This window comes from Chitinophaga pollutisoli, from assembly GCF_038396755.1.
Classification (GTDB): Bacteria; Bacteroidota; Bacteroidia; order Chitinophagales; family Chitinophagaceae; genus Chitinophaga; species Chitinophaga pollutisoli.
On the sequence record NZ_CP149822.1, the window covers coordinates 3,490,515 to 3,511,111 of the forward strand.

Below are 20,597 nucleotides of genomic sequence, written 5' to 3' on the forward strand. Positions count from 1 at the left end.
TTCCAAGACACAGTAATACAAAGCGTATATGAAGAAAAGAAAAAAGCTTTTTTTATGGATAGGGCTCATCGTGGCCCTTATCGTCATTTTTGCCCTGGTACGCGGTTCCGGGAAGGATGAAGGACTGAAAGTGGCCGTAGACAAGGCTGCTGACAGGGATATCATCGAAGTGGTGTCTGCATCCGGCAAGATTTACCCGGAAATCGAAGTGAAAGTAAGCTCCGATGTTTCGGGTGAGATCACGCAGCTGCTGGTGAAAGAAGGGGATTCGGTAAAGAAGGGGCAGACGTTGGCGCACATATACGCAGACATCTACGCTTCCAACCGCGACCGCCAGATCGCCGCATTGTCGCAAACGGAAGCCGAGCTCGCCAATTCCTCCGCGGCGCTCGCAGCGTTCAAAGCGCGCCTCGACCAGGCCAAAGCGACCTTCGACCGAAACAACGAACTGTACAAGGATAAAGTCATCAGCCGCCAGGAATTTGAAACGGCTGAAGCAACCTACAAAGCCGCCCTGTCGGATTACAACGCCGCCAGCCAGCGCATCAACGCCAATAAATTCGCAGTTGCCAGCGCGCAGGCCAACCTGGCGGAAGCGAACAAGAACCTCAGCCGTACCACCATCGTGGCGCCTACCGGCGGCACCGTGAGCCTGCTTTCCGTGGAAGCGGGCGAGCGCGTGGTGGGGACAGGGCAGATGTCGGGTACGGAAATGCTCCGCATCGCCGATATGTCGACCATGGAAGTGCAGGTAGATGTAGGTGAAAACGACATCCCGAAAGTAAAAGTGAACGATTCCGCCCTCATCGAGGTAGACGCCTATACGAACCGCAAGTTCAAAGGCCTGGTGACCCAAATCGCCAGCTCCTCCAAAGGCGCCGCCACGGCTTCCAGTACCTCCACTTCCTCCGCGGAACAGGTAACCAACTACGTGGTGAGGATCCGCATCCTGTCGTCGTCCTACGCCGATCTGCTGGACCCCGACAATCCGCGCCGCTTTCCCTTCCGGCCGGGTATGAGCGCCAACGTCGACATCCAGACGCGGACGGAAAAGAACATCTTATCCATCCCCATCAACGCCGTAACCACCCGCGACATGTCTGACACGGCGAAGAAGGATAAGTCCGCCGCCAAAAAGGATAAGCCGGCGGAAAACAACGCCAGCGGCGCCACGCCGAACGACGGCAGTGCCCAGCAGCAGCGGCAGGACTTCAAGGAAGTGGTGTTTGTGCTCCAGCCCGACAATACCGTACAGATCCGCGAAGTGAAAACCGGCATCCAGGACGATAACAACATCCAGATCACTTCCGGCCTCAAAGCCGGTGAAACGGTAGTGAGCGGGCCTTATACCGCTGTATCGCGCACGTTGGAGAACGGTAAGAAAGTGAAGGTGGTGCCGCGTTCCGAGTTATTCGAGGGAACCAAGTAGATTTTTATTGAAATATAATACAGGGGCGGCTTTCACGAGCCGCCCCTCTTCGTTTAACATACATCGCAATACAAGGCACCGGCAGGGCGTAACTTTAAATTAACGTACCTTTGCGGGCAACAAAAGGAAACAGAAGCGCATGGCTTACCATATCGGAATCATTGGAAGCGGCAGCTGGTCTACCGCTCTCGCCAAAATTCTTACAGACAACAATAACCATATTCACTGGTGGATCCGCAACGAAGAAACGATCCGGCACATGCAGTTGCGCCATCACAACAAGCATTATCTTACCTCCGTTTATTTCGACACCAGCCTGCTCAGCCTCAGCAGCCGCGCGGCAGATGTAGTGGCAGCCAGCGATATCGTGATCCTGTCTGTCCCGTCGGCATTCCTTCCCGCCGTACTGGACCAACTTCCTGCGGATGCTTTCGCAGGTAAAAAAGTGGTATCCGCCATCAAAGGCCTGGTTCCCGTAACCAATCAACTCATCAACGATTACCTGGCCGAGCGGTTCAATGTATCTGCGGAAAATTACTTCACCATCACGGGCCCATGCCATGCGGAGGAAGTTGCCAACGAAAAGCTTTCTTACCTCACTTTTTCCGGAACGGATAATGACGAGGCCGAAGCTATCGCGGCGCTCTTCAACAACAGCTACCTGCAAACTATCGTGAACACAGATGTGAACGGCGTGCAGTTTGCCGCGGTGCTGAAAAACATCTACGCGATGGGCGCCGGCATTGCGCACGGGCTCGAATACGGCGACAATTTTCTCAGCGTCTTCATCACCAACTGCTTCCGCGAAATGCAGGAATTCCTCGAACAATACGGGAAATACGAAGCCGGCAGCGGCCGCGAAGCGGTGGTGCACAATTATAATGCGAGCGCCTACCTGGGCGATCTCCTCGTTACCTGCTATTCCCTCCACAGCCGCAACCGCACGTTCGGCAACATGATCGGCAAAGGCTACAGCGTAAAGGCCGTGCAGCTTGAGCTGAACATGATCGCGGAAGGCTATTACGCCAGTCGCTGCATCGCGGAAATTAACGGGCGCATCGGGGCATACATGCCCATCGCGCAGAAAATTTTCGCAATCCTCTGGGAGCAGCTGCATCCCGAAGAAGCTTTCCTCGAACTGGAAAAAGGATTGATTTAAAAGAAAAGCGCGGCGGCGATGCCGTCTGCAAAGAATTTCCCCTCGCGCGTGAGCGTGAGGCGGTCCTCGTCTTGCCGCATCCAGCCTTTCCGGATGAATTCGCGGCTGGCTGTGAGGAGTTGCAACTTCTTGTCTGCACCGAAACGTTCCGCTACCGTATCGAGTACGCAACCGGCTTCGGTGCGCAGCGAGATCATGATGTGTTCGTTGAGCGCCATGCTGGGACTGAGCATTTCCATCTCGAAAGGCACCGTTTCTTTTTTGATGCTCTGGATGTAGAGGGGGTTATTCGCCACGTTCCATTGGCGCGACGTGCCGTTAAACGAATGCGCGGAAGGGCCGAGGCCCAGGTAATGTTTGCCCTGCCAGTAACTGCTGTTGTGACGCGAGCGCTTGCCGGGTAGTGCGAAGTTGGAGATTTCGTAATGTTCATACCCGGCTTTGTCGAGTTCTTCCATGAGCATGCCGAAATGTTTGGCGGCGCGGTCGGGGTCGATGGGCGGGATTTTATGGTGCTGGATAAAATGATCGAGTGCGGTGCCCGGTTCCACGGTGAGGGCGTAGCAGGAAAGGTGGGGGATGTTGAGATCGATGGCCTGGCGGATGTTGGCGAGCCAGCGTTCGTCGGTGAGCGTGGGGCCGCCGTAGATCAGATCGATGCTGAAATTGCCGAACCCCGCTTCGCGGGCTTCTTTGAGGCAATCTATGGACTGCTGGGCATGGTGGGCGCGGTTCATCCACTTAAGGTCTTCCTCGAAAAACGACTGTACCCCTATGCTCAGGCGGTTGACGCCGGTGGCGCGGAAGGCGCGGAGGCTATCGGGCGTGAGGTCGTCCGGGTTGGCTTCGAGGGTGATTTCGGCGTCGGGGAGCACTTCGTAATGGGCGCGGACGATGTCGAGGAGGCGTTGGATAGCTTCGGGGCCTACCAGGCTGGGAGTGCCGCCGCCGAAATAAATGGTGGCCACGGGCTGGCCGTTGAGATAACCGCGCTGGAGCACTGCTTCGGCCGCAATGCACTCCACCATTTCGCCCCGCAGCTGCGGAGAAGTCGAAAAGTGAAAATTGCAATAATGGCAAGCCTTTTTACAAAACGGTATGTGCAGATAGATTCCGGCCATGCGCGATTAGAAAAGTTTTAAGGAGATTAATTTGCAAACCTCGATAATACATGTCAGTTTTGTTGATATTTTTGGAACTGGAAAAGTTAATTGCATCATAAAATTTTGACCGTTGCGAATCTGGATGACGATATGGCTGCTGCTTGCATGCACCTTGCAAACGAAGGCACAAGCCGATACTGCCGCGCATAAAACGCCTGCGGCCGTGAAGCCCCCCGGCAGCCAGGACTGTCCCGGCTGCTGCGCACAAAGGTAAGCCAGATTCCGCTCATGCCGCGGCGCTTCATGTGGCGGACTCCGTGAAGGCCCGTGTGGCGGACTCACTGCTCGCCGCCACGCCCAAAGTGCCGGCCTATGACACCATCATGCAATCGCTGCTCGACAAGAATACTTTTCTCACCCGCAAAGGCAAGCCCGTAGTGCTGGATGTGAACCCCGCCCGGAAGGCCGACGACCAGGACTGGCTGGTGTACCTCGTGGCTGGTGTGCTCCTTTTGCTCGGAATCATCCGAAGTTCCTACCTGAAATATTTCAACGACATGTTCCGCGCGTTCTTCAACCCCACGCTGAGCCAGCGGCAGTTGAAAGACCAGTTGTCGCAGTCGCCGTTCCCCAACTTCCTCCTGAATTTCTTCTTCGTAATCAGTCTGGGCCTGTATTTGTACCTGCTGATGTACCGCCTCGACTACCCGACGGATGCCATTGCCTGGATGCTGATTCCCGGGCTGATGCTGCTGGTGGGGGTTATTTACCTCGTGAAATTCGTGGTGCTGCGGTTTTGCGGGTGGCTTTTCGGGAATGAGGAGCTGATCGATGCGTATGTATTCATCCTCTACCTGATCAATAAAGTGCTGGGGATCCTGCTGGCGCCGTTTTTGGTCGTTTTGGCGTTCTGTTCGCCGGAAATTGCCAGTATTTGCTTGTATATATCGATATTCTTTATAGTATTACTTGTTGTCTATAGGTACGTAAGGTCCTATTCCCTCGTCCGTCAATATCTCTCCTTCAGCAAATTGCATTTTTTTCTTTACCTTTGCGCATTCGAAGTAGTGCCGGTTTTAATAATCACAAAGGTACTTTTACTTTGGTTAACTGGTAATCCGTAGGGTTGCCCTTATTGTTAACGCAAGCGCAAATTAGTATGATCAAAGGCGGGCCAAAAAAAGAGGAAAAACAACTGACGATCCTAATTTCCCAACCTAAGCCAGAAACAGAGAAATCACCTTATTTCGACCTCGCTAAGAAATTCAACGTCCGGTTGGACTTCTTTCCGTTCATCAGGGTAGAAGGTGTGCCTGGTAAGGAGTTCCGCAAGCAGAAGATAGATATTGTCAACCATTCCGCAGTGATTTTCACCAGCCGGAATGCAGTAGATCACTTCTTTCGTATTTGCGAGGAACTGAAAGTAAAGGTTTCGCAGGAATGCAAATATTTTTGCATCACGGAAGCGGTTGCCCTCTATCTCCAAAAATTTATCCTTTACCGCAAGCGTAAAGTGTTCTACGGGGCCGATGGTTCTACCAAAAGCCTCCTGGAAGTCATGAACAAGCACCGGGAAAACGAGAAGTTCCTCTTTCCCAGCGCCGACAGCCAGAAAAAAGACATCGAGGAATGGCTGAAAACCAATAAGTGCGACTACGCCACAGCCACCTTGTACAAAACCGTTTCGAACGACGTAAAGGATGTCATGACCAACACGGAATATGACCTGATCGTTTTCTTCAGTCCTTACGGTGTGAAATCCCTCTTCGAAAACGTTCCGAAATTCAAACAAAACGGCACCCGCATCGGCGCTTTCGGTCCCACGACCTCCGCCGCCGTGGAAGAAGCCGGCCTGAAACTCGACATCAAAGCCCCCGCGCCGCAAGCCCCCTCCATGGTGGCCGCACTCGAACAATTCCTGCAGGGGCTCAAGAAATAATAACAACCTTTACAAAGAATTATCAAGGGGGATCATCGAAAGATGTTCCCCTTTTTTATTTTCGCTTAAAATCAATGGCATGGCAAACAGATTAGCGAAGGAAAGCAGCCCCTACCTCCTGCAACACGCGCACAACCCGGTGGACTGGTACCCCTGGGGAGAAGAGGCATTCGAAAAAGCGCGGACCGAAGACAAGCCCATTCTCGTGAGCATCGGATACGCCGCCTGCCACTGGTGCCACGTCATGGAGCGCGAAAGCTTCGAAAACGAGGAAACCGCGCGCCTCATGAACGAACGTTTCGTCAACATCAAAATCGACCGCGAAGAACGGCCCGATATCGATCATATCTACATGGACGCGCTGCAGGCCATGGCAGGACAAGGCGGATGGCCCCTGAACGTGTTCCTCCTGCCCGACCGCCAGCCTTTCTACGGCGGTACTTACTTTCCGCCGAAGCAAGTGTACAACCGGCCTTCGTGGACGGAAGTGCTGCTGGCTGTTTCGGACGCGTTCAAGACCAAGCGCGCCGATATCGAACAGCAGGCGGCCAACCTCACCCAGCACCTCGAAAACAGCAACCAGTTCGGGATGGATGCGGTTGACCGCCTGATTCCGAAGGAGGAGCTGTTTACCGCAGAGCAATGCGACGCCATGGCCCTGGCAATCCTGGGGCAGGCGGATAAGGAATGGGGCGGGTTTGGACGGGCGCCCAAGTTTCCGGGCACCTTTTCGATCGGTTACCTGTTGCGTTATTACCGGATGAAGAAAGACGAAGCCGCTTTGCAGCAGGCGCTGCTTTCGCTCGACAAGATGATCGACGGCGGCATCAACGACCAGCTGGGCGGGGGATTCGCGCGGTATTCGACCGACGAGAAATGGCTGGCGCCGCATTTCGAGAAGATGCTGTACGACAACGCCCTGCTAACCGACGTGCTCTGCGAAGCCTGGCAGCTGACAGGCGAAGCGAAGTATGCCGTGGCCGTGCGGGAAACGCTGGGGTTCATCGAAAGGGAGATGACTTCGCCCGAAGGCGGGTTTTATTCCGCGCTGGACGCCGATTCCGAAGGGGTGGAAGGGAAATTTTATGTGTGGAGCGAAGAAGAAGTGATGGGGCTCCTTGGGGCCGATGGGCCTGCTTTCTGCGCGTATTATGACGTGAGCCGGCATGGTAACTGGGAAGACGTGAACATCCTCTGGGCGCCGCGTCCGATTGCCGTGGTGGCGGAGGAGCAGCAGATGAGCGTGGAAGCACTGGCGGCGTTGCTGGAAAGGAGCCGGCCGGTATTGCTGGAAGCGCGCGCCAAACGCGTGCGGCCAGGGTTGGATGATAAAATCCTTTTGGGCTGGAACGCCCTGATGATACATGCGCTGTCCAAAGCGGCGGGCGCGCTGGGAGAGGAGCGGTATGTGCAGATGGCGGAGCGGGCCATGCGGCTGGTGCTGGAAAAAATGCGCAAGCCAGGGGAAACGCAGGCGATGCTGCATACGTACAAGAACGGGGAGGCGAGATATCCCGCGTTTTTGGATGATTATGCGGCGCTGATCCGCGCGCTCATTGCTTTACAGGAAGTTACGGGCGATCTTGCCTGGCTCCGCGAAGCAAAGGCGCTGACAAACTACGTAACGGCACAATTCGGAGACGAAAACGGACGTTATTTCTATTACACTGCATCCGGACAAAGCGATGTAATCGTTCGTAAGAAGGAAGTGTACGACGGGGCGGTTCCGAGCGGAAATGCGCTGATGGCGCATAACCTTTGGCATCTTTCCATTGTTTTTGATAACAGGGAATGGGCGGAGCGCGCTTTGGCGATGACGGCCGGATTGGGGCAGACGGTGATGCGGTATCCGACATCGTTCGGGGTGTGGGCGTCGATGGTGATGCGCCTGGTACAGGGGGAGCCGGAGCTGGCGGTTGTGGGGCCGGAGTACCTGGAGCGGATGCGGGAGCTGAACGGAATGTACCTGCCTTACAAGGTAATGTTGGGTGCGGAGGGAGATGTCGAGGGTTTGCCTTTGCTGCAGGAAAGGCGGGTGGAAGGCCGGACATTGATATACCTTTGCCGGGAATATCGCTGTGAACGCCCGGTGGAATATATATCGGAAATCAATAATTTAATATGAGAATTGTTGTAAATTGCGTTCCCTTTGATAAATTAGCGTTTCGGAGGAAATTCAGACATTGAGAATTCCCAAATAAATATTATATTTATTGTAAATGCGTGTTTGGACTTGACAGGCAAGGGTTTACGGAGGACAGTAGGCCGTATGTGGCCGTGGTAAATTAACAGCGGAAAGGCACAAGGACATAATAAATTGTTAAAACTTCCGTTTTACTATATTGCGTGGCCGGGAAATGTGTGGTTGAAAAAGTTGGAAGAAAACATACTACGGATTAAAAAAATAATACATTTGCTATCTTTCTGTGATACAACCAGGTGAAAAGCGTGACTGTAGCAGTTGACTTGTCGTTTGGCAGAAGCATCTGGCGGGTTTAAGAAAAAACGTATTCTAATGAAAGTCACCCTTATGAAGCTTAATTATTGTAGTGGGCTGTTGGTCATGCTGCTGCCGGTGCTGCTGGCCAGTTGCGGCGGCGGAAAATCCGCTAAGAACGCACAGGGTCAGTTAATAGGCGTTAGTCCCAGACCGAAGTACTCACCCCCGTACCTTATGGAATGGTATATGTTCCTTCCGGGACCTTTCACATGGGGCCGAATGACGAGGATGTGAATTATTCTTTCACTGCAAGGAATAAATCTATCTCGATTTCCGGTTTTTACATGGATGCCACTGAGATCACGAATAACGAGTATCGTCAGTTCGTGAACTGGGTGACCGATTCCATGGCGCACGTGTTGATGGGGCATGTGAAGAATGACAATGGGGTGGACTATGTGGACTGGAAGCAGAAGATCAACTGGAAAGACAAATCGACTTACGAAAAGCTGGACGCGATGATGTACGCTCCGGAAGACCGGCTGTATGGCCGTCTGGAGATCGACGTGCGCAAGCTGAAATACCACGAAGAGCGGTTTAACTGGGACAGGGCGAAGCTGCGTGAAAACAAAGACAAGCCGCGTTCGCAGTTCATTGACCGGAAAGACGTGCCCATTTACCCGGACACCCTTTGCTGGATCCGCGACTTCTCGTATGCGTATAACGAGCCGATGACGCGTATGTACTTCTGGCACCCTGCGTTCGACAACTATCCGGTTGTGGGCGTAAACTGGCACCAGGCGAATACGTTCTGCGAATGGCGTTCCAAATTCTGGGAAGACTACCGGACTTCCAAGAAGCAGTTCACCGAGGATAAATTTCAGCTGCCTTCTGAAGCGCAGTGGGAATATGCAGCCCGCGGCGGCCGCGAACAGGCGCCGTATCCCTGGGGCGGTTATTACATCCGCAACAAGAAAGGCTGTTTGCTCGCCAACTTCAAGCCCGGCCGCGGTAACTATCCGGAAGACGGTGGCTTTTATACCGTACGCGCCGACGCTTACTGGCCTAACGATTACGGGCTGTACAATATGGCGGGCAACGTAGCGGAATGGACGATGGATATTTACTATCAGAACGCCTATTCCTTCACCTCCGATATGAACCCTTATCTGCGGATGGACGTTGCGGACAACGCACCTCCGAAGATGAAACGGAAAACCATCCGCGGAGGCAGCTGGAAGGATATCGGGCACTTCCTGCAGAATGGTACGCGCTCTTACGAGTACCAGGACAGCGCGAAGTCTTACATCGGCTTCCGTTGCACCATTGCGTTCCTGAGCCGGTCCAAAAACGATTTCAACAAAAGGAAATAGGAATAAATAGCTGAATCTTGGTGATAAACCTGACACAAAATCATATCATTATGAGCACAGCAAGCATGCATCGAGCTTTTTACCTTTTAATCACCCATAAAATTAAATTTTAACCTATGGCTATGAATCCTAACACAGCGAAATGGCTTAATTTCTTCGTATGTATCGCCGCATCGGTGGTGATCATCGGGGCTATGTTCAAACTGCAGCACTGGCCTGGCGCAGACGTTGCCCTGATCGTGGGTCTGAGCGTGGAAGCCCTGATCTTCTTTATTTACGCATTCGTGCCCGATAGCAGCGCACCCGCTCCCGCAGCCGGCGTAGCCGTTGCCGGCAGCCCAACCCTCGCCAAAATGGACAAAATGCTGGAGGAAGCCGACATCACGCCGGCCAATCTCAGCCGCCTGAGCGATAACTTCTCCAAACTGGGCACAACTGTCGACAAAATGCGCGACATCTCCGACGTGGTAGCCGCAACGGGCGATTACACCGCCAAAACCCGCGAAGCCGCCAACGCGATCGGTTCTGTTACGCAGGCTTACACCAATGCAGCAGCTGCCGTGTCTACCTTCAACAACGCTTCCGAATCTACCCGCAACTTCCATGAGCAGGTGCAGTCGATGACCAAAAACCTGGCATCCCTGAATGCGATCTACGAACTGGAACTGCAGGATACCAATAACCACCTGAAAGCTATGAACAGCTTCTACGGAAACCTGCTCACCGCTTCCAAAGCCATGAGCGGCAGTGTTGACGATGCGAAGAAAACACAGGAGCAAATCACCCTGCTGGCCCGCAACCTCAGCAACCTGAATACCGTATACGGCAATATGCTCACCGCAATGCAAGGCAAATAAGGTAACGCAATAGTGACGATAACAAGAGACATTCAATTCTAAAACTTGTAGACTACTATGGCATTACCAAAAGATCCCAGGCAGAAGATGATCAACTTCATGTACCTGGTACTTACTGCAATGTTAGCGTTGAACGTATCCGCCGAGATCCTGAACGCATTCGATATAGTAAATAACTCCATCACAACGTCCAACGAATCCATCAACAACAAGAACGGCAAAACTTACCGCCAGTTCGAAAAACTGATGGCTAACGACGAAGGGAAAGTGGGCCCGCTGAAAGCGAAGGCCGATGAAGTCCGTAAGATTTCCCAAATTACCTATGATTATCTTGATACGCTCAAGCAAAAAATTATCCGTGAAAGCGGAGGACTGACCGATGAAGGTGAGATCAAGAGCAAAGACAACCTCGACGCTCCCACGCGCGTAATGGAAAACCAGAAAGAAGGCGTTGCCCTCGAAAAGCAGCTGCAATCTTTCCGTAACCAGGTGCTCGGCCTGATCAATCCCAGAGATAAAAACGTATTCGATACCACGCTCCCGCTCCGTATTGAATTACCGGCGCAAAAAGGGCCAGTAAAGAAAAACTGGACCGAATATCACTTTAACATGGTACCGACCATCGCGGCGGTAACCCTGCTCAGCAAATTCCAGAACGATATCCGCAACTCGGAAGCCATGATCATCGATAAGCTGATGACGGAAGTTTCTGAAAACGACCTCGCTTTCGATAAGCTGGAAGCATTCGTGTCCCTCAACTCTAAAAACTTCACACCCGGCCAGACCCTCAGGGCTACCGTGGTAATGGGCGCTTATAGCAGCACCGTAAACCCGACGATCGTTATCAACGGTACTTCCGTTACGGCGTCCGGTGGTAAAGGCACTTACGAAATACCGGTCAATACCATCGGTGAACATAAAATCGCAGGTACCATTCAGCTCGTGAAGCCCAATGGCCAGGTGGTAAACAGCCCATTCGAAGAAACGTACAAAGTAAGCTCCGCCGCTACTTCCATTTCTGCGGATAAAATGAACGTAATGTACGTGGCCCTTCAAAACCCGATCAGCATCACCGCCGCCGGCGTTCCGTCCGACAAGGTGAAAGCGACGATCTCCGGTTGCGGAGGCCAGATCTCCAGCAGGGGCAACGGCGAATTCGTGGTAACCGTTAGCTCGACCGGTAAGGCCGTGATCAACGTTACCGCTGAAATCGACGGCAAGGTGGAAAACCTCGGCTCCAAAGAGTTCCGCGTGAAAAACGTACCCGACCCGTCCATCAAGGTAGGCCTCACCAAAGGCCCCACCATGAAAGCGGCCGAGTTTAAAGTACAGCAAGGCCTCCGCGCCGACCTGGAAGACTTTGTGTTCGACGGTGTGCGTTATGCCGTGGTAGGCTACCGCATGGCGATCGATGCGAAAAACAGGCCTTATGTGGAAGGTGACGCAACTTCCGAGCTTTGGCCCAACAGTCCCGAAATTCAAGGCGCTATCCGCGGTATCAAACCCGGCGACCTCGTATATTTCGACAATATTAAGGTGAAAGGTCCGGATGGCAGGGTGCGCACCATGCCGAACGTGAACTTCAAGATCAATTAACGAACAAAAACCGTTACTGGCTATGCAAGCAGTAATATTGAAAAGGATCAGCCTGAGTGCTATGTTATTGGTTTTCATCGCTTCTACCGCCGACGCGCAGTCGCGCCGGAGGAGAGGCGGCACCGATACACCGCCTCCGCAGGAGCAGGCGCCCGTAACCAACCCGGCTACCGGCAACCCTGTTAATGTGCCCGCGGCTCCCGCCGGAGACCCCTCCGGGACGGCGCCCGCATCCCTCCGCCAGGACGGCGTGGGAACACCGGTAGACACGCCGCGCAAGTCGCTGCGTGTGGACGGGGTATCCGAAAAGAGCCCTATCCGCGACCGTGTGCCCATTGCCTACGACCACATCCGGGAAGACGACAAGTTCTGGGAAAAACAGATCTGGCAGGTCATCGATGTGCGGGAGAAGATGAACCTTCCCTTCCAATACAACGTGGAAGACGAATCGGGCGTGAACCAGCTCCTCATCAATATCCTGCTTGCTGCGATCAAAAACAAGGAAGTGGAAGCGTTCAGCGCGATCGACGACCGTTTCAGCACCCTCATGCCTTACGACGAGATCATGACCAAGCTTTCGGGCGAGGAAAGGACCGTCCGCAGCATCGACCCGGTAACGGGCGAGGAGAAGAACGTGACGATCCGCGACGAGTTCAATCCTGAAACGATCAAGCAGTACAAGATCAAGGAAGTTTGGGTGTTTGACCAGGAAGCCTCCGCGCTGAAGGTCCGCATCCTCGGGATCGCGCCGATGGTATCCCGTCTGAACGACGACGGTTCCGTGCGCGCCACCATTCCTTTGTTCTGGCTTTACTATCCCGATTTGCGCCCCGTTCTGGCCAAATACGACGTATACAACCAGAACAACGACGCGTCTACCATGACCTGGGAAGACTTGTTCGAGATGCGTTTCTTCACCAGCTATGTTGTGAAGGAAAAGAACGCATACAACCGCGAGATCAACAATTACATCAAAGACGGTGTGATGCGTTTGCTGGAAGGCCAGGCGATCAAGGATAAGATCTTCAACAAGGAGCAGGACCTGTGGGAATACTAATATCCCTTTCGTTCAGATCCTGCGAATGATAATGAAAAGCCGCCTCCTGCACAGGGGGCGGTTTTTTTATATCTTGCAGTCATGCAGCAACTCAGAACCGCAATAGAAGCCGTTATTCCCCTTCCTGAGGACGCCTGGGAAGATCTCTCGTCCTGTTTCCATCCACTGGCCTGCAAGCGGAAAACGGTGCTTACGGCAGCAGGGGATACGGAGCGTTACGTCTATTACGTCAAGGAGGGATTGCAACGGGCCTTTGCGCTGGCGGATGGGCAGAAGGAGGCCACGCTGATGTTTTCGTATCCGGGATCGTTTTCGGGGATTATTGATTCATTTTTCCTGCAGCAGCCTTCGAAGTACTACCTGGAAACGCTTACCCAGAGCGCCTTTTTACGCATTTCATTTAACGATATACAGCGGCTGATGCAGCAATACCCGGTTATCGCCCGGTGGATACATGTGGGAACGATGGCCGCGATGGCCGGTGTGATGGAACGGCTGATTGAGATCCAGACGCTGGGGGCGGAGCAGAAATTCCGGCGCCTCCTGACCAGGAGCCCGCATGTTCTCCAGATGATTCCCCACAAATACCTCGCATCCTACCTCGGCATCGATCCCGCTACATTCAGCAAGCTGCTGGGCGGCATCCGGTTGTAAATCTTGGCGCAGGCAAAGATTTCGTGAAAAGGACCGGCTTACCTTTGCTTCGGATCAACAAAATAAATGCAACATGCCTACCTTCCATTCCGCGACGCTTCTCGGCGATCTCCAGCGCGACGTCAACAACCTCCTTGCGGCGGCAGACCGCTACCTGGCGACCCAATCCCATGAAATACTTTTGCAGCAACCTGCACCCGGCAGCTGGTCCGCCATCCAGTGCCTGGAGCATCTCAATGGCTACGGCCGGTATTATCTGCCCGCCATCGACGAATCTTTCCGGAAATTCCTGGCCGGGAACCGTGCTGTTCCGGAAAACTTCCGGAGCGGATGGCTGGGTCATTATTTTACACAGTCGATGGCGCCTAGGGCAGACGGCGGGCTGAAGATGAAGATGCAATCCCCGAAGAACCATCGTCCATCCCCGACGCTCGATGCGGCGCAGATCATGGATGAATTCCATGCGCAGCAGGAATGGATGTTATCGTTATTGCAGGCGGCGAAGCGTGTAGATATCGGGAGCATCCGCATTCCTACGACGTTATCGAAGCTGGTGGCGTTGAAGGCGGGGGATACGTTCCGGTTCCTGATTGCGCATAGTCAAAGGCACATGCTGCAGGCGATCCGCAGTGTGGAAAAAGTGCGTGGCGGGGATGCGGCTGCGGTCACATTGCAGTACCTTTCCGAGCCGGTCCGCTAACAAAAAACCATTTCAGAAAAATCGCTTGAAACTCAATACTGTTGCAGGTTGTGGCGGAATATAATTTCCCTTCGATAACAAATACTTAACAACGGCAGAGCCTCATTCGCGTTACTTTAGTAATGTGAAAATGCACTCATTGCATTGCCTGATTATGTGAGGTTTTACGTTGAAGATCTCCCGGTATTCGCCGGTTATCAAAGATAAATCTGTGTCTTTTAATGGTTAACTTGGGGAAATGGCCTGGTTCTCAAACCGGGCTACCTTTTTTGTGGCAGGTGAGATTTGGTATTTGCGGGGAACAGCGCAAGCTTGGCAATAGATTTAATGTATTATTACAGCTGGATTTCAGGCCGTTCCCGTTACAATAGAATTTTGCGGGGAACAGCGCAAGCTTGGCAATAAGCTGATGTGTTATTGCAGTTTGGTTTCGGGCCGCTCTCTTCATAATGGCAATTTGCGGGAAAGAGCGCAAGCACAGTTATTGGCTGGCGCATTATTGCGGTTGGATTTCAGGCCCGCTCCCCTCTCCGTGGAAATGCTCCCAGATCAACTGCGCTTTCTTTTGGCCCACTTCCTTCGCCAAATCTTCCTTGCTCAGCTGTTTTACCTTATTGACCGAACGGTAGTTTTGCAGTAACTGCGTAGCCGTACTTTCACCAATCCCTTTGATTCCCTCCAACTCATTTTTGAACGTTCCCTTGCTCCGCTTCTGGCGGTGGAACGTAATGCCGAAACGGTGCACCTCGTCGCGGATGCGACGGATCAACTTCAGGCTCTCGCTGTCATAAGGCAGTTTGATGGAATCCTTATCGCCCGGGAAGAATATCTCCTCTTCGTTCTTCGCCAAACCCACCACCGTCATGCTCCCGATAAGGTTGAGCTTGCGGATGCTGTCCATCGCCGCGCCCAGCTGCCCTTTGCCGCCGTCGATGATCACCAGCTGCGGCAACGGTTGTTCTTCGTTCAGCAGCCGATTATACCTGCGGTACACCACTTCCGACATCGAGGCAAAGTCGTTGATGCCTTCCACGGTTTTGATATTGAAATGCCGGTAATCCTTCTTCGACGCCACCCCGTCCTTAAACACCACGCAGGCCGAAACGGGATAGCTTCCCTGGAAGTTCGAGTTATCGAAGCACTCGATATGCACGGGCAGCTCCTGCAGCTCCAGGTCGGCCTGCAGCTGGTACAGCACCTTTTTCTTCTCCATATCGCTTTTGCCCTCGAGGTGCAGGATTTTTTTCTTGTGCAGCTCTTCCCGGAAATAGTTCACGTTTTTGGCGGACAGGTCCAGCAGCTTCTTTTTATCGCCGCCCTTCGGCACGGTGATCTCCACATGCTCTTCCGGGAATTCCACTTCGAAAGGCACCACAATCTCGCGCGCCAGGCTCTGGAACGCCTCGCGCAGATAAGCAATGGCATATTCCATCACTTCTTCGTCCGTTTCTTCCAGTTTCTTTTCCAGCGTCACGGTTTTGGTATCGGCGATGGTACCGTTCAGCACGCGGAGGTAATTCACGTAAGCGAAATTGCCTTCGGAAAGAATGGTGAACACGTCCACGTTGCCCACGCGGCTGCCGACGATGGTGGAGCGCGCCTGGTAATCCTGCAGGCTGGCGATTTTCTTCCGCTCGATTTCCGCTTTCTCGAATTCCATATTCATCGCGTGCTCCTGCATGCGCGCCTTGAACACATTGAGCACCGGGGAAAGGTTGCCGCGCAGGATCTCTTTCACCTGCTGCAATCCGTCGCGGTATTCTTCGGCGGATTGAAGGCCTTCGCAAGGGCCCTTGCAGTTGCCGAGATGGTATTCCAGGCAAACTTTGAACTTGCCTTTGCGGATGTTCTGTTCGGTGAGGTTGAGGTTGCAGGTGCGCAGCGGGATGTTGTACCGGATCACTTCCAGCACTTCCCGGACGCGGCCCACGGAGGTAAACGGACCGAGGTATTCCGAGCCGTCTTTGATCACCCGGCGGGTGAGGAACACGCGCGGAAAAGGTTCGTGTTTGATGACGATGAACGGGTAGGTTTTATCGTCTTTCAGATCGATGTTGTACTTCGGCCTGAACTGTTTGATGAGGGCGTTTTCGAGGAGGAAAGCGTCCTTCTCGTTATCTACGATGGTGAACTCGATGTGGTGGATGTTGTCCACCAGCTTGCGGGTTTTATAGTTGTCGTGATGTTTGGCGAAGTAGGAGGAAACGCGTTTGCGGAGGGATTTGGCCTTCCCGATATACAGCAGTTCCCCGCCGGCGTCGAAATATTTGTAGATGCCGGCCTGGGTGGGAATGGTATGTGATATCTGGGAAAACTCCGCTGAAGTCATGGTTGCTGTGCTGTTAAAGGTCGGAAGATCGCGGTGATTTCCATGTTTTCCGCTTTCATGAAAACAATTTTCTGCATGGAGGTGACGGTGAGCTGCCGGTCTCGCTCATAGGCGATCTCCTGGCGGTATTCGTACACGGGGTTTTGGGTGTAGGAAGAAGCCTGGACGTTCCTGATACGGCGGCTGCTGTCGATCTCCACGATCAGTTGCGCCGGCCAGGTCTGTTTTCCGCGGCTGCGGTGGATAAACGTCGTGTCTCCGGTGAAGTGGTTGGGAATGGTATCGGTCACATAGGCGTCGGCTAGAGAAGGACGGCTGATATCTGCGTCCATGAGGGGGCGGAAGAGCGCTTCCAGCCCTGCGCTGTCTTGCACGGGCGCGGAAACTGTTTCGCCGTTGAGGCGGATGGTTTTGGTAATCTGGAACGGCGATTTGCGCATCCTTGCGATTTCGTCCCAGCAATAATTGCCCAGTGCCCTGTAACTATGATCCTTTTCATCAGCCACTGGAGGCCCTTCCCGCTCGGGGAGGCTGCATCCTGCGGCCAGCAACGCCCAAAGCCCTGCGATCCGGAATACGATTCTCATACCTGCAAAATTAACGGTGCTGCTCCAATCAGCCTATAAAAAAATGCACCGTGAATACGGCGCATCTGATGCATGAGCAAATCTGTCGAGAGCACTAAAAAACTTATGGTGATAGTAGATATAACAATTCCGGGAAAGCCTTTCGGCTTTATCAGGTGTAAAACGGGCGGGAGCTCCGGAAAGTTACATGGGGAGGAAAATAAAAAAGGGGCCGCAGGAGCAGCCCCTTTCCGATATATCCGGTCGGGATTACACGAGAATATTGCCGGTCATTTCCTTCGGGATGGGCAGGCCCATGAAGTGAAGGATGGTAGGTGCGAGGTCGCCGAGCTTACCGTTTTTGATCTCACCCTTGAAGTCCTGGCTGATAATGAATAAAGGCACCAGGTTGAGGGTATGGGCCGTATTGGGCGTACCGTCTTCATTGATCATGAAGTCGGCGTTGCCGTGGTCGGCGGTGAGGAAGATCGTATAGTCGTTGAGCAGGGCGGTCGAAACAACCTTGGATACACAGGCGTCCACTGTTTCCACGGCTTTGATGGCGGCAGGCCATACGCCTGTGTGCCCCACCATGTCGGCATTGGCGAAGTTCAGTACTACGAAATCCGCCGTGCGTTGTTCCAGTTCGGGCAGGATAGCGTCTGCCAGCTCGGGGGCGCTCATTTCGGGTTTCATGTCGTAGGTCGCTACTTTGGGTGAAGGCACCAGGATGCGCTTTTCGCCCTCAAAGGGCGTTTCGCGGCCGCCGGAGAAGAAGAAGCTCACATGCGGGTACTTTTCCGTTTCCGCGATGCGGATCTGGGTTTTGCCGTTCTTTTCCAGGACTTCACCGAGGGTCATGGAAAGGTTATCGTTTTCGAAGATGACATGCACGCCTTTGAAGGCTTTGTCGTATTCGGTCATGGTGGTATAATGCAGGGCCAGCGGTTGCATGCCGAAATCGGGGAATGCTTGCTGGGTGAGCACTTCGGAGATCTCGCGGCAGCGGTCCGTCCGGAAGTTGAAGCAGATCACCGCGTCGCCGGGCTGGATGTTGCCGATGGGGTGCTGCTGCGCGTCTGTCACGATGATGGGCTTGATAAACTCATCGGTAACCCCTTCGGCGTAGGAGGCTTTCACGGCGGTAAGCACGTCCTGCGTGGGTGTACCGGTACCGTTGACGAGGGCGTCGTAAGCCAGTTTCACGCGTTCCCAGCGTTTGTCGCGGTCCATGGCGTAATAGCGGCCTGTAACGGAAGCGATGCGCCCGGTGGTGGTGGCGAGGTGCTGCTGGAGATCTTCCAGGTAGCCGAGGCCACCTTTGGGATCGGTGTCGCGCCCGTCGGTGAAGGCGTGCACGAATACGTTGCTGAGCCCGCGGTCTTTCGCGATGGTGGCAAGCGCTTTGAGATGGGAGATATGGGAGTGGACGCCGCCATCGCTCACCAGGCCGATGAGGTGGAGGGCTTTATTGTTGTTGCGGGCGTAGTCCATGGAGTCTTGCAACACCTTGCTGGCGGCGAGCTCGCCGCTTCTTACGGCTACGTTGATGCGCTGGAGCTCCTGGTACACGATCCTTCCGGCCCCTATGTTGAGGTGGCCCACTTCGGAGTTGCCCATTTGCCCTTCGGGCAGGCCCACGTCTTCGCCGCAGGTGATGAGGGTGCTGTGGGGGTACTGCTCATAAAGGCTGTCCACGAAAGGGGTGTTCGCATGTGCGATAGCGTCGGCGGCAGGTACCTGGCCCTGTCCCCAGCCATCCATGATAATCAGGATCGCTCTTTTAGTTTCCATACTTATATTCCGTTGTGCGTTATGAATGAATCGGGCAGTGAAATTAATAATACTATCTTTCCCGGTGCCTAAAATTTTTCCCGGAAGGCTATATCACAAAGGTTTTTTGTATATTAAAATAGTATAATTCAAAAGGCGCCGAAGTATAGCACAATAATGGTATATTTATTGAAACACAACAATTTGGCATAGTTTTGGCGTCTTCTACGGTTGATAAATGTATTGCGATCAAAATAACGGATAATGAAAAAGTTAATCGTAGTGTTGGGGGTGCTTCTCGCCGGAGGGATGCTGACAGCTTTTACGCTGTTCGCCGGTCCTTTCGATGACGTGGTCAACGCCCTTAAAAAAGGAGATTCCGGTAACCTGAGCAAGCTCCTGGACAACACGGTCGAGATCAACATGGCTGGCAAATCCAATTCCTACAGCAAAGCCCAGGCGGAAATCATCCTGAAAGACTTCTTCGGGAAAAATGCCGTTAAAACCTTCGAACTCCTCCATAAAGGCGGCCCCGAAGGCGGCTCCCAGTTCGGTGTCGGCAACCTCACCACCAGTGGCGGTAATTACCGCACCTCCTTCTTCCTCCAGAAAAAAGGAAATGCTTTCGTGCTCAACGAACTGCGTTTCGAAAATAAATAGCAACAGCGAAAGACGAACGTATCGAAAGGCTGTCCGCTCCTAGGCGGATGGCCTTTTTGTTTGTAACTTGCCTTCTCATTACCGATCGTGTCATGTTACAGAAAGAAGCATTGGAACAATTCATAAAAGCCGCCCTGGCGGAAGACATCGGCTCCGGCGACCATAGCACCCTCGCCTCCATCCCCGCCGAAACCGCCGGCACCGCAAGGCTCAAAATCAAGGAAGACGGCGTGCTGGCCGGCATGGAAGTAGCGGAAGCAATTTTCCGACTGCTCGACGATACCACCCGCTTCGTCCCTTTCAAAAATGACGGCGACCCCATGCAGGCCGGCGAAATCGCGTTTGAAGTCTCCGCCCGCGTACGCACCCTGCTCAGCGCGGAAAGGCTGGTACTCAACTGTATGCAGCGCATGAGCGGCATCGCCACCCTCACCCGGAAATACACCGACCGCCTCAAAGGCTACCATACCCGCGTACTCGATACCCGCAAAACCACCCCCAACTTCCGCATGCTCGAGAAAGAAGCCGTGCGTATCGGGGGCGGCGTCAACCACCGGATCGGGCTGTATGATATGATCATGTTGAAAGATAACCACATCGACTTCTCCGGCGGCATCACACCGGCCGTGGAGCGCGTGGTAGCCTATCTCAAAGCAAACAACCTCGACCTGAAGATCGAAGTGGAAACGCGCAATATCGAAGATGTGAAGGAAGTGTTGAAAGTAGGACAGATGCACCGCATCATGCTCGACAACTTTACGCCCGAACAGATCGCTCCCGCGCTGGAGCTGATCGGCGGTAAATATGAAACCGAAGCGTCCGGCGGCATCACGCTGGAGAATGTGGAAGCTTACGCCAAAACAGGCGTGGATTACGTGTCTGTCGGCGCGATCATCCACCACGCCGTGAGCCTCGACCTGAGCCTCAAAGCCGTCATCCATCCCTAACATCAACCGAATACC

Annotated in this window: 17 protein-coding genes; 13 read left to right on the plus strand and 4 right to left on the minus strand. The window is 53.5% G+C overall.

From position 1 onward, the window contains the following. Nucleotides 1-28: 28 nt before the first annotated feature. Both WJU16_RS14590 and WJU16_RS14595 read left to right on the plus strand, forming a co-directional pair. Entirely contained in the window at nt 29-1,429 is a 1,401-nt protein-coding gene (locus tag WJU16_RS14590) for an efflux RND transporter periplasmic adaptor subunit (protein ID WP_341834224.1), read from the plus strand. Nucleotides 1,430-1,568: 139 nt separating this feature from the next. Further along, entirely contained in the window at nt 1,569-2,588 is a 1,020-nt protein-coding gene (locus tag WJU16_RS14595; protein ID WP_341834225.1) for an NAD(P)H-dependent glycerol-3-phosphate dehydrogenase, read from the plus strand. On the opposite strand, the gene hemW is transcribed toward WJU16_RS14595, so the two are convergent. Continuing rightward, complete coding sequence (gene hemW / locus WJU16_RS14600) at nt 2,585-3,709, minus strand: radical SAM family heme chaperone HemW (RefSeq protein WP_341834226.1); 1,125 nt, start codon at nt 3,707-3,709, stop codon at nt 2,585-2,587. The two genes, WJU16_RS14595 and hemW, sit on opposite strands and share 4 nt — an antisense overlap. 287 nt (nt 3,710-3,996) lie before the next feature. Between hemW and WJU16_RS14605 the strand changes: the two genes are divergently transcribed. The 9 genes from WJU16_RS14605 to WJU16_RS14645 all read left to right on the plus strand — a co-directional run bounded on the left by WJU16_RS14605 (nt 3,997) and on the right by WJU16_RS14645 (nt 14,307). Beyond that, complete coding sequence (locus tag WJU16_RS14605; protein WP_341834227.1) at nt 3,997-4,815, plus strand: DUF4271 domain-containing protein; 819 nt, start codon at nt 3,997-3,999, stop codon at nt 4,813-4,815. Between the two features lie 35 nt (nt 4,816-4,850). Further along, complete coding sequence (locus tag WJU16_RS14610) at nt 4,851-5,630, plus strand: uroporphyrinogen-III synthase (protein WP_341834228.1); 780 nt, start codon at nt 4,851-4,853, stop codon at nt 5,628-5,630. Between the two features lie 79 nt (nt 5,631-5,709). Continuing rightward, the gene (locus WJU16_RS14615) at nt 5,710-7,755 is read left to right on the plus strand and encodes a thioredoxin domain-containing protein (protein WP_341834229.1); all 2,046 of its coding nucleotides are present in this window, start codon (nt 5,710-5,712) and stop codon (nt 7,753-7,755) included. Between the two features lie 584 nt (nt 7,756-8,339). Continuing rightward, nucleotides 8,340-9,443 carry an SUMF1/EgtB/PvdO family nonheme iron enzyme gene (locus WJU16_RS14620; protein WP_341834230.1) on the plus strand — a complete coding sequence of 368 codons (1,104 nt, stop codon included), beginning with the start codon at nt 8,340-8,342 and terminating at the stop codon, nt 9,441-9,443. A gap of 122 nt (nt 9,444-9,565) precedes the next feature. Beyond that, nucleotides 9,566-10,300, plus strand: a complete 735-nt coding sequence (gene gldL, locus WJU16_RS14625) for a gliding motility protein GldL (protein WP_298717514.1) — start codon at nt 9,566-9,568, stop codon at nt 10,298-10,300. Between the two features lie 57 nt (nt 10,301-10,357). After that, nucleotides 10,358-11,896 (plus strand): gliding motility protein GldM, encoded by a 1,539-nt coding sequence (gene gldM, locus WJU16_RS14630; RefSeq protein WP_341834231.1) that lies wholly within the window; start codon nt 10,358-10,360, stop codon nt 11,894-11,896. A 22-nt stretch (nt 11,897-11,918) separates the two neighbouring features. After that, on the plus strand, nt 11,919-12,953 hold the full coding sequence (gldN, locus tag WJU16_RS14635) for a gliding motility protein GldN (RefSeq protein WP_341834232.1): 1,035 nt from the start codon (nt 11,919-11,921) through the stop codon (nt 12,951-12,953). An 81-nt stretch (nt 12,954-13,034) separates the two neighbouring features. Continuing rightward, entirely contained in the window at nt 13,035-13,607 is a 573-nt protein-coding gene (locus WJU16_RS14640; RefSeq protein ID WP_341834233.1) for a Crp/Fnr family transcriptional regulator, read from the plus strand. 73 nt (nt 13,608-13,680) lie between these two features. Next, complete coding sequence (locus tag WJU16_RS14645) at nt 13,681-14,307, plus strand: DinB family protein (RefSeq protein ID WP_341834234.1); 627 nt, start codon at nt 13,681-13,683, stop codon at nt 14,305-14,307. 496 nt (nt 14,308-14,803) lie between these two features. Here WJU16_RS14645 and uvrC read toward each other — a convergent pair whose 3' ends face one another. The 3 genes from uvrC to gpmI form a co-directional block, all read right to left on the minus strand. Continuing rightward, on the minus strand, nt 14,804-16,636 hold the full coding sequence (uvrC, locus tag WJU16_RS14650) for an excinuclease ABC subunit UvrC (RefSeq protein ID WP_341834235.1): 1,833 nt from the start codon (nt 16,634-16,636) through the stop codon (nt 14,804-14,806). Further along, nucleotides 16,633-17,223, minus strand: coding sequence for a hypothetical protein (locus WJU16_RS14655; protein ID WP_341834236.1), 591 nt, complete (start codon nt 17,221-17,223; stop codon nt 16,633-16,635). Before WJU16_RS14655 ends, uvrC begins: the two co-directional genes overlap by 4 nt. Nucleotides 17,224-17,472: 249 nt before the next feature. Beyond that, nucleotides 17,473-18,996: a 2,3-bisphosphoglycerate-independent phosphoglycerate mutase gene (gene gpmI / locus WJU16_RS14660; protein ID WP_341834237.1), complete on the minus strand. Its 1,524-nt coding sequence runs from the start codon at nt 18,994-18,996 to the stop codon at nt 17,473-17,475. 243 nt (nt 18,997-19,239) lie between these two features. Here gpmI and WJU16_RS14665 point away from each other — a divergent pair, with 243 nt between their 5' ends. Together WJU16_RS14665 and nadC are read left to right on the plus strand one after the other, a co-directional pair. Continuing rightward, nucleotides 19,240-19,635, plus strand: a complete 396-nt coding sequence (locus tag WJU16_RS14665; RefSeq protein WP_298717542.1) for a DUF4783 domain-containing protein — start codon at nt 19,240-19,242, stop codon at nt 19,633-19,635. A 92-nt stretch (nt 19,636-19,727) separates the two neighbouring features. Beyond that, entirely contained in the window at nt 19,728-20,582 is an 855-nt protein-coding gene (nadC, locus tag WJU16_RS14670; protein ID WP_341834238.1) for a carboxylating nicotinate-nucleotide diphosphorylase, read from the plus strand. Nucleotides 20,583-20,597: the final 15 nt, after the last annotated feature.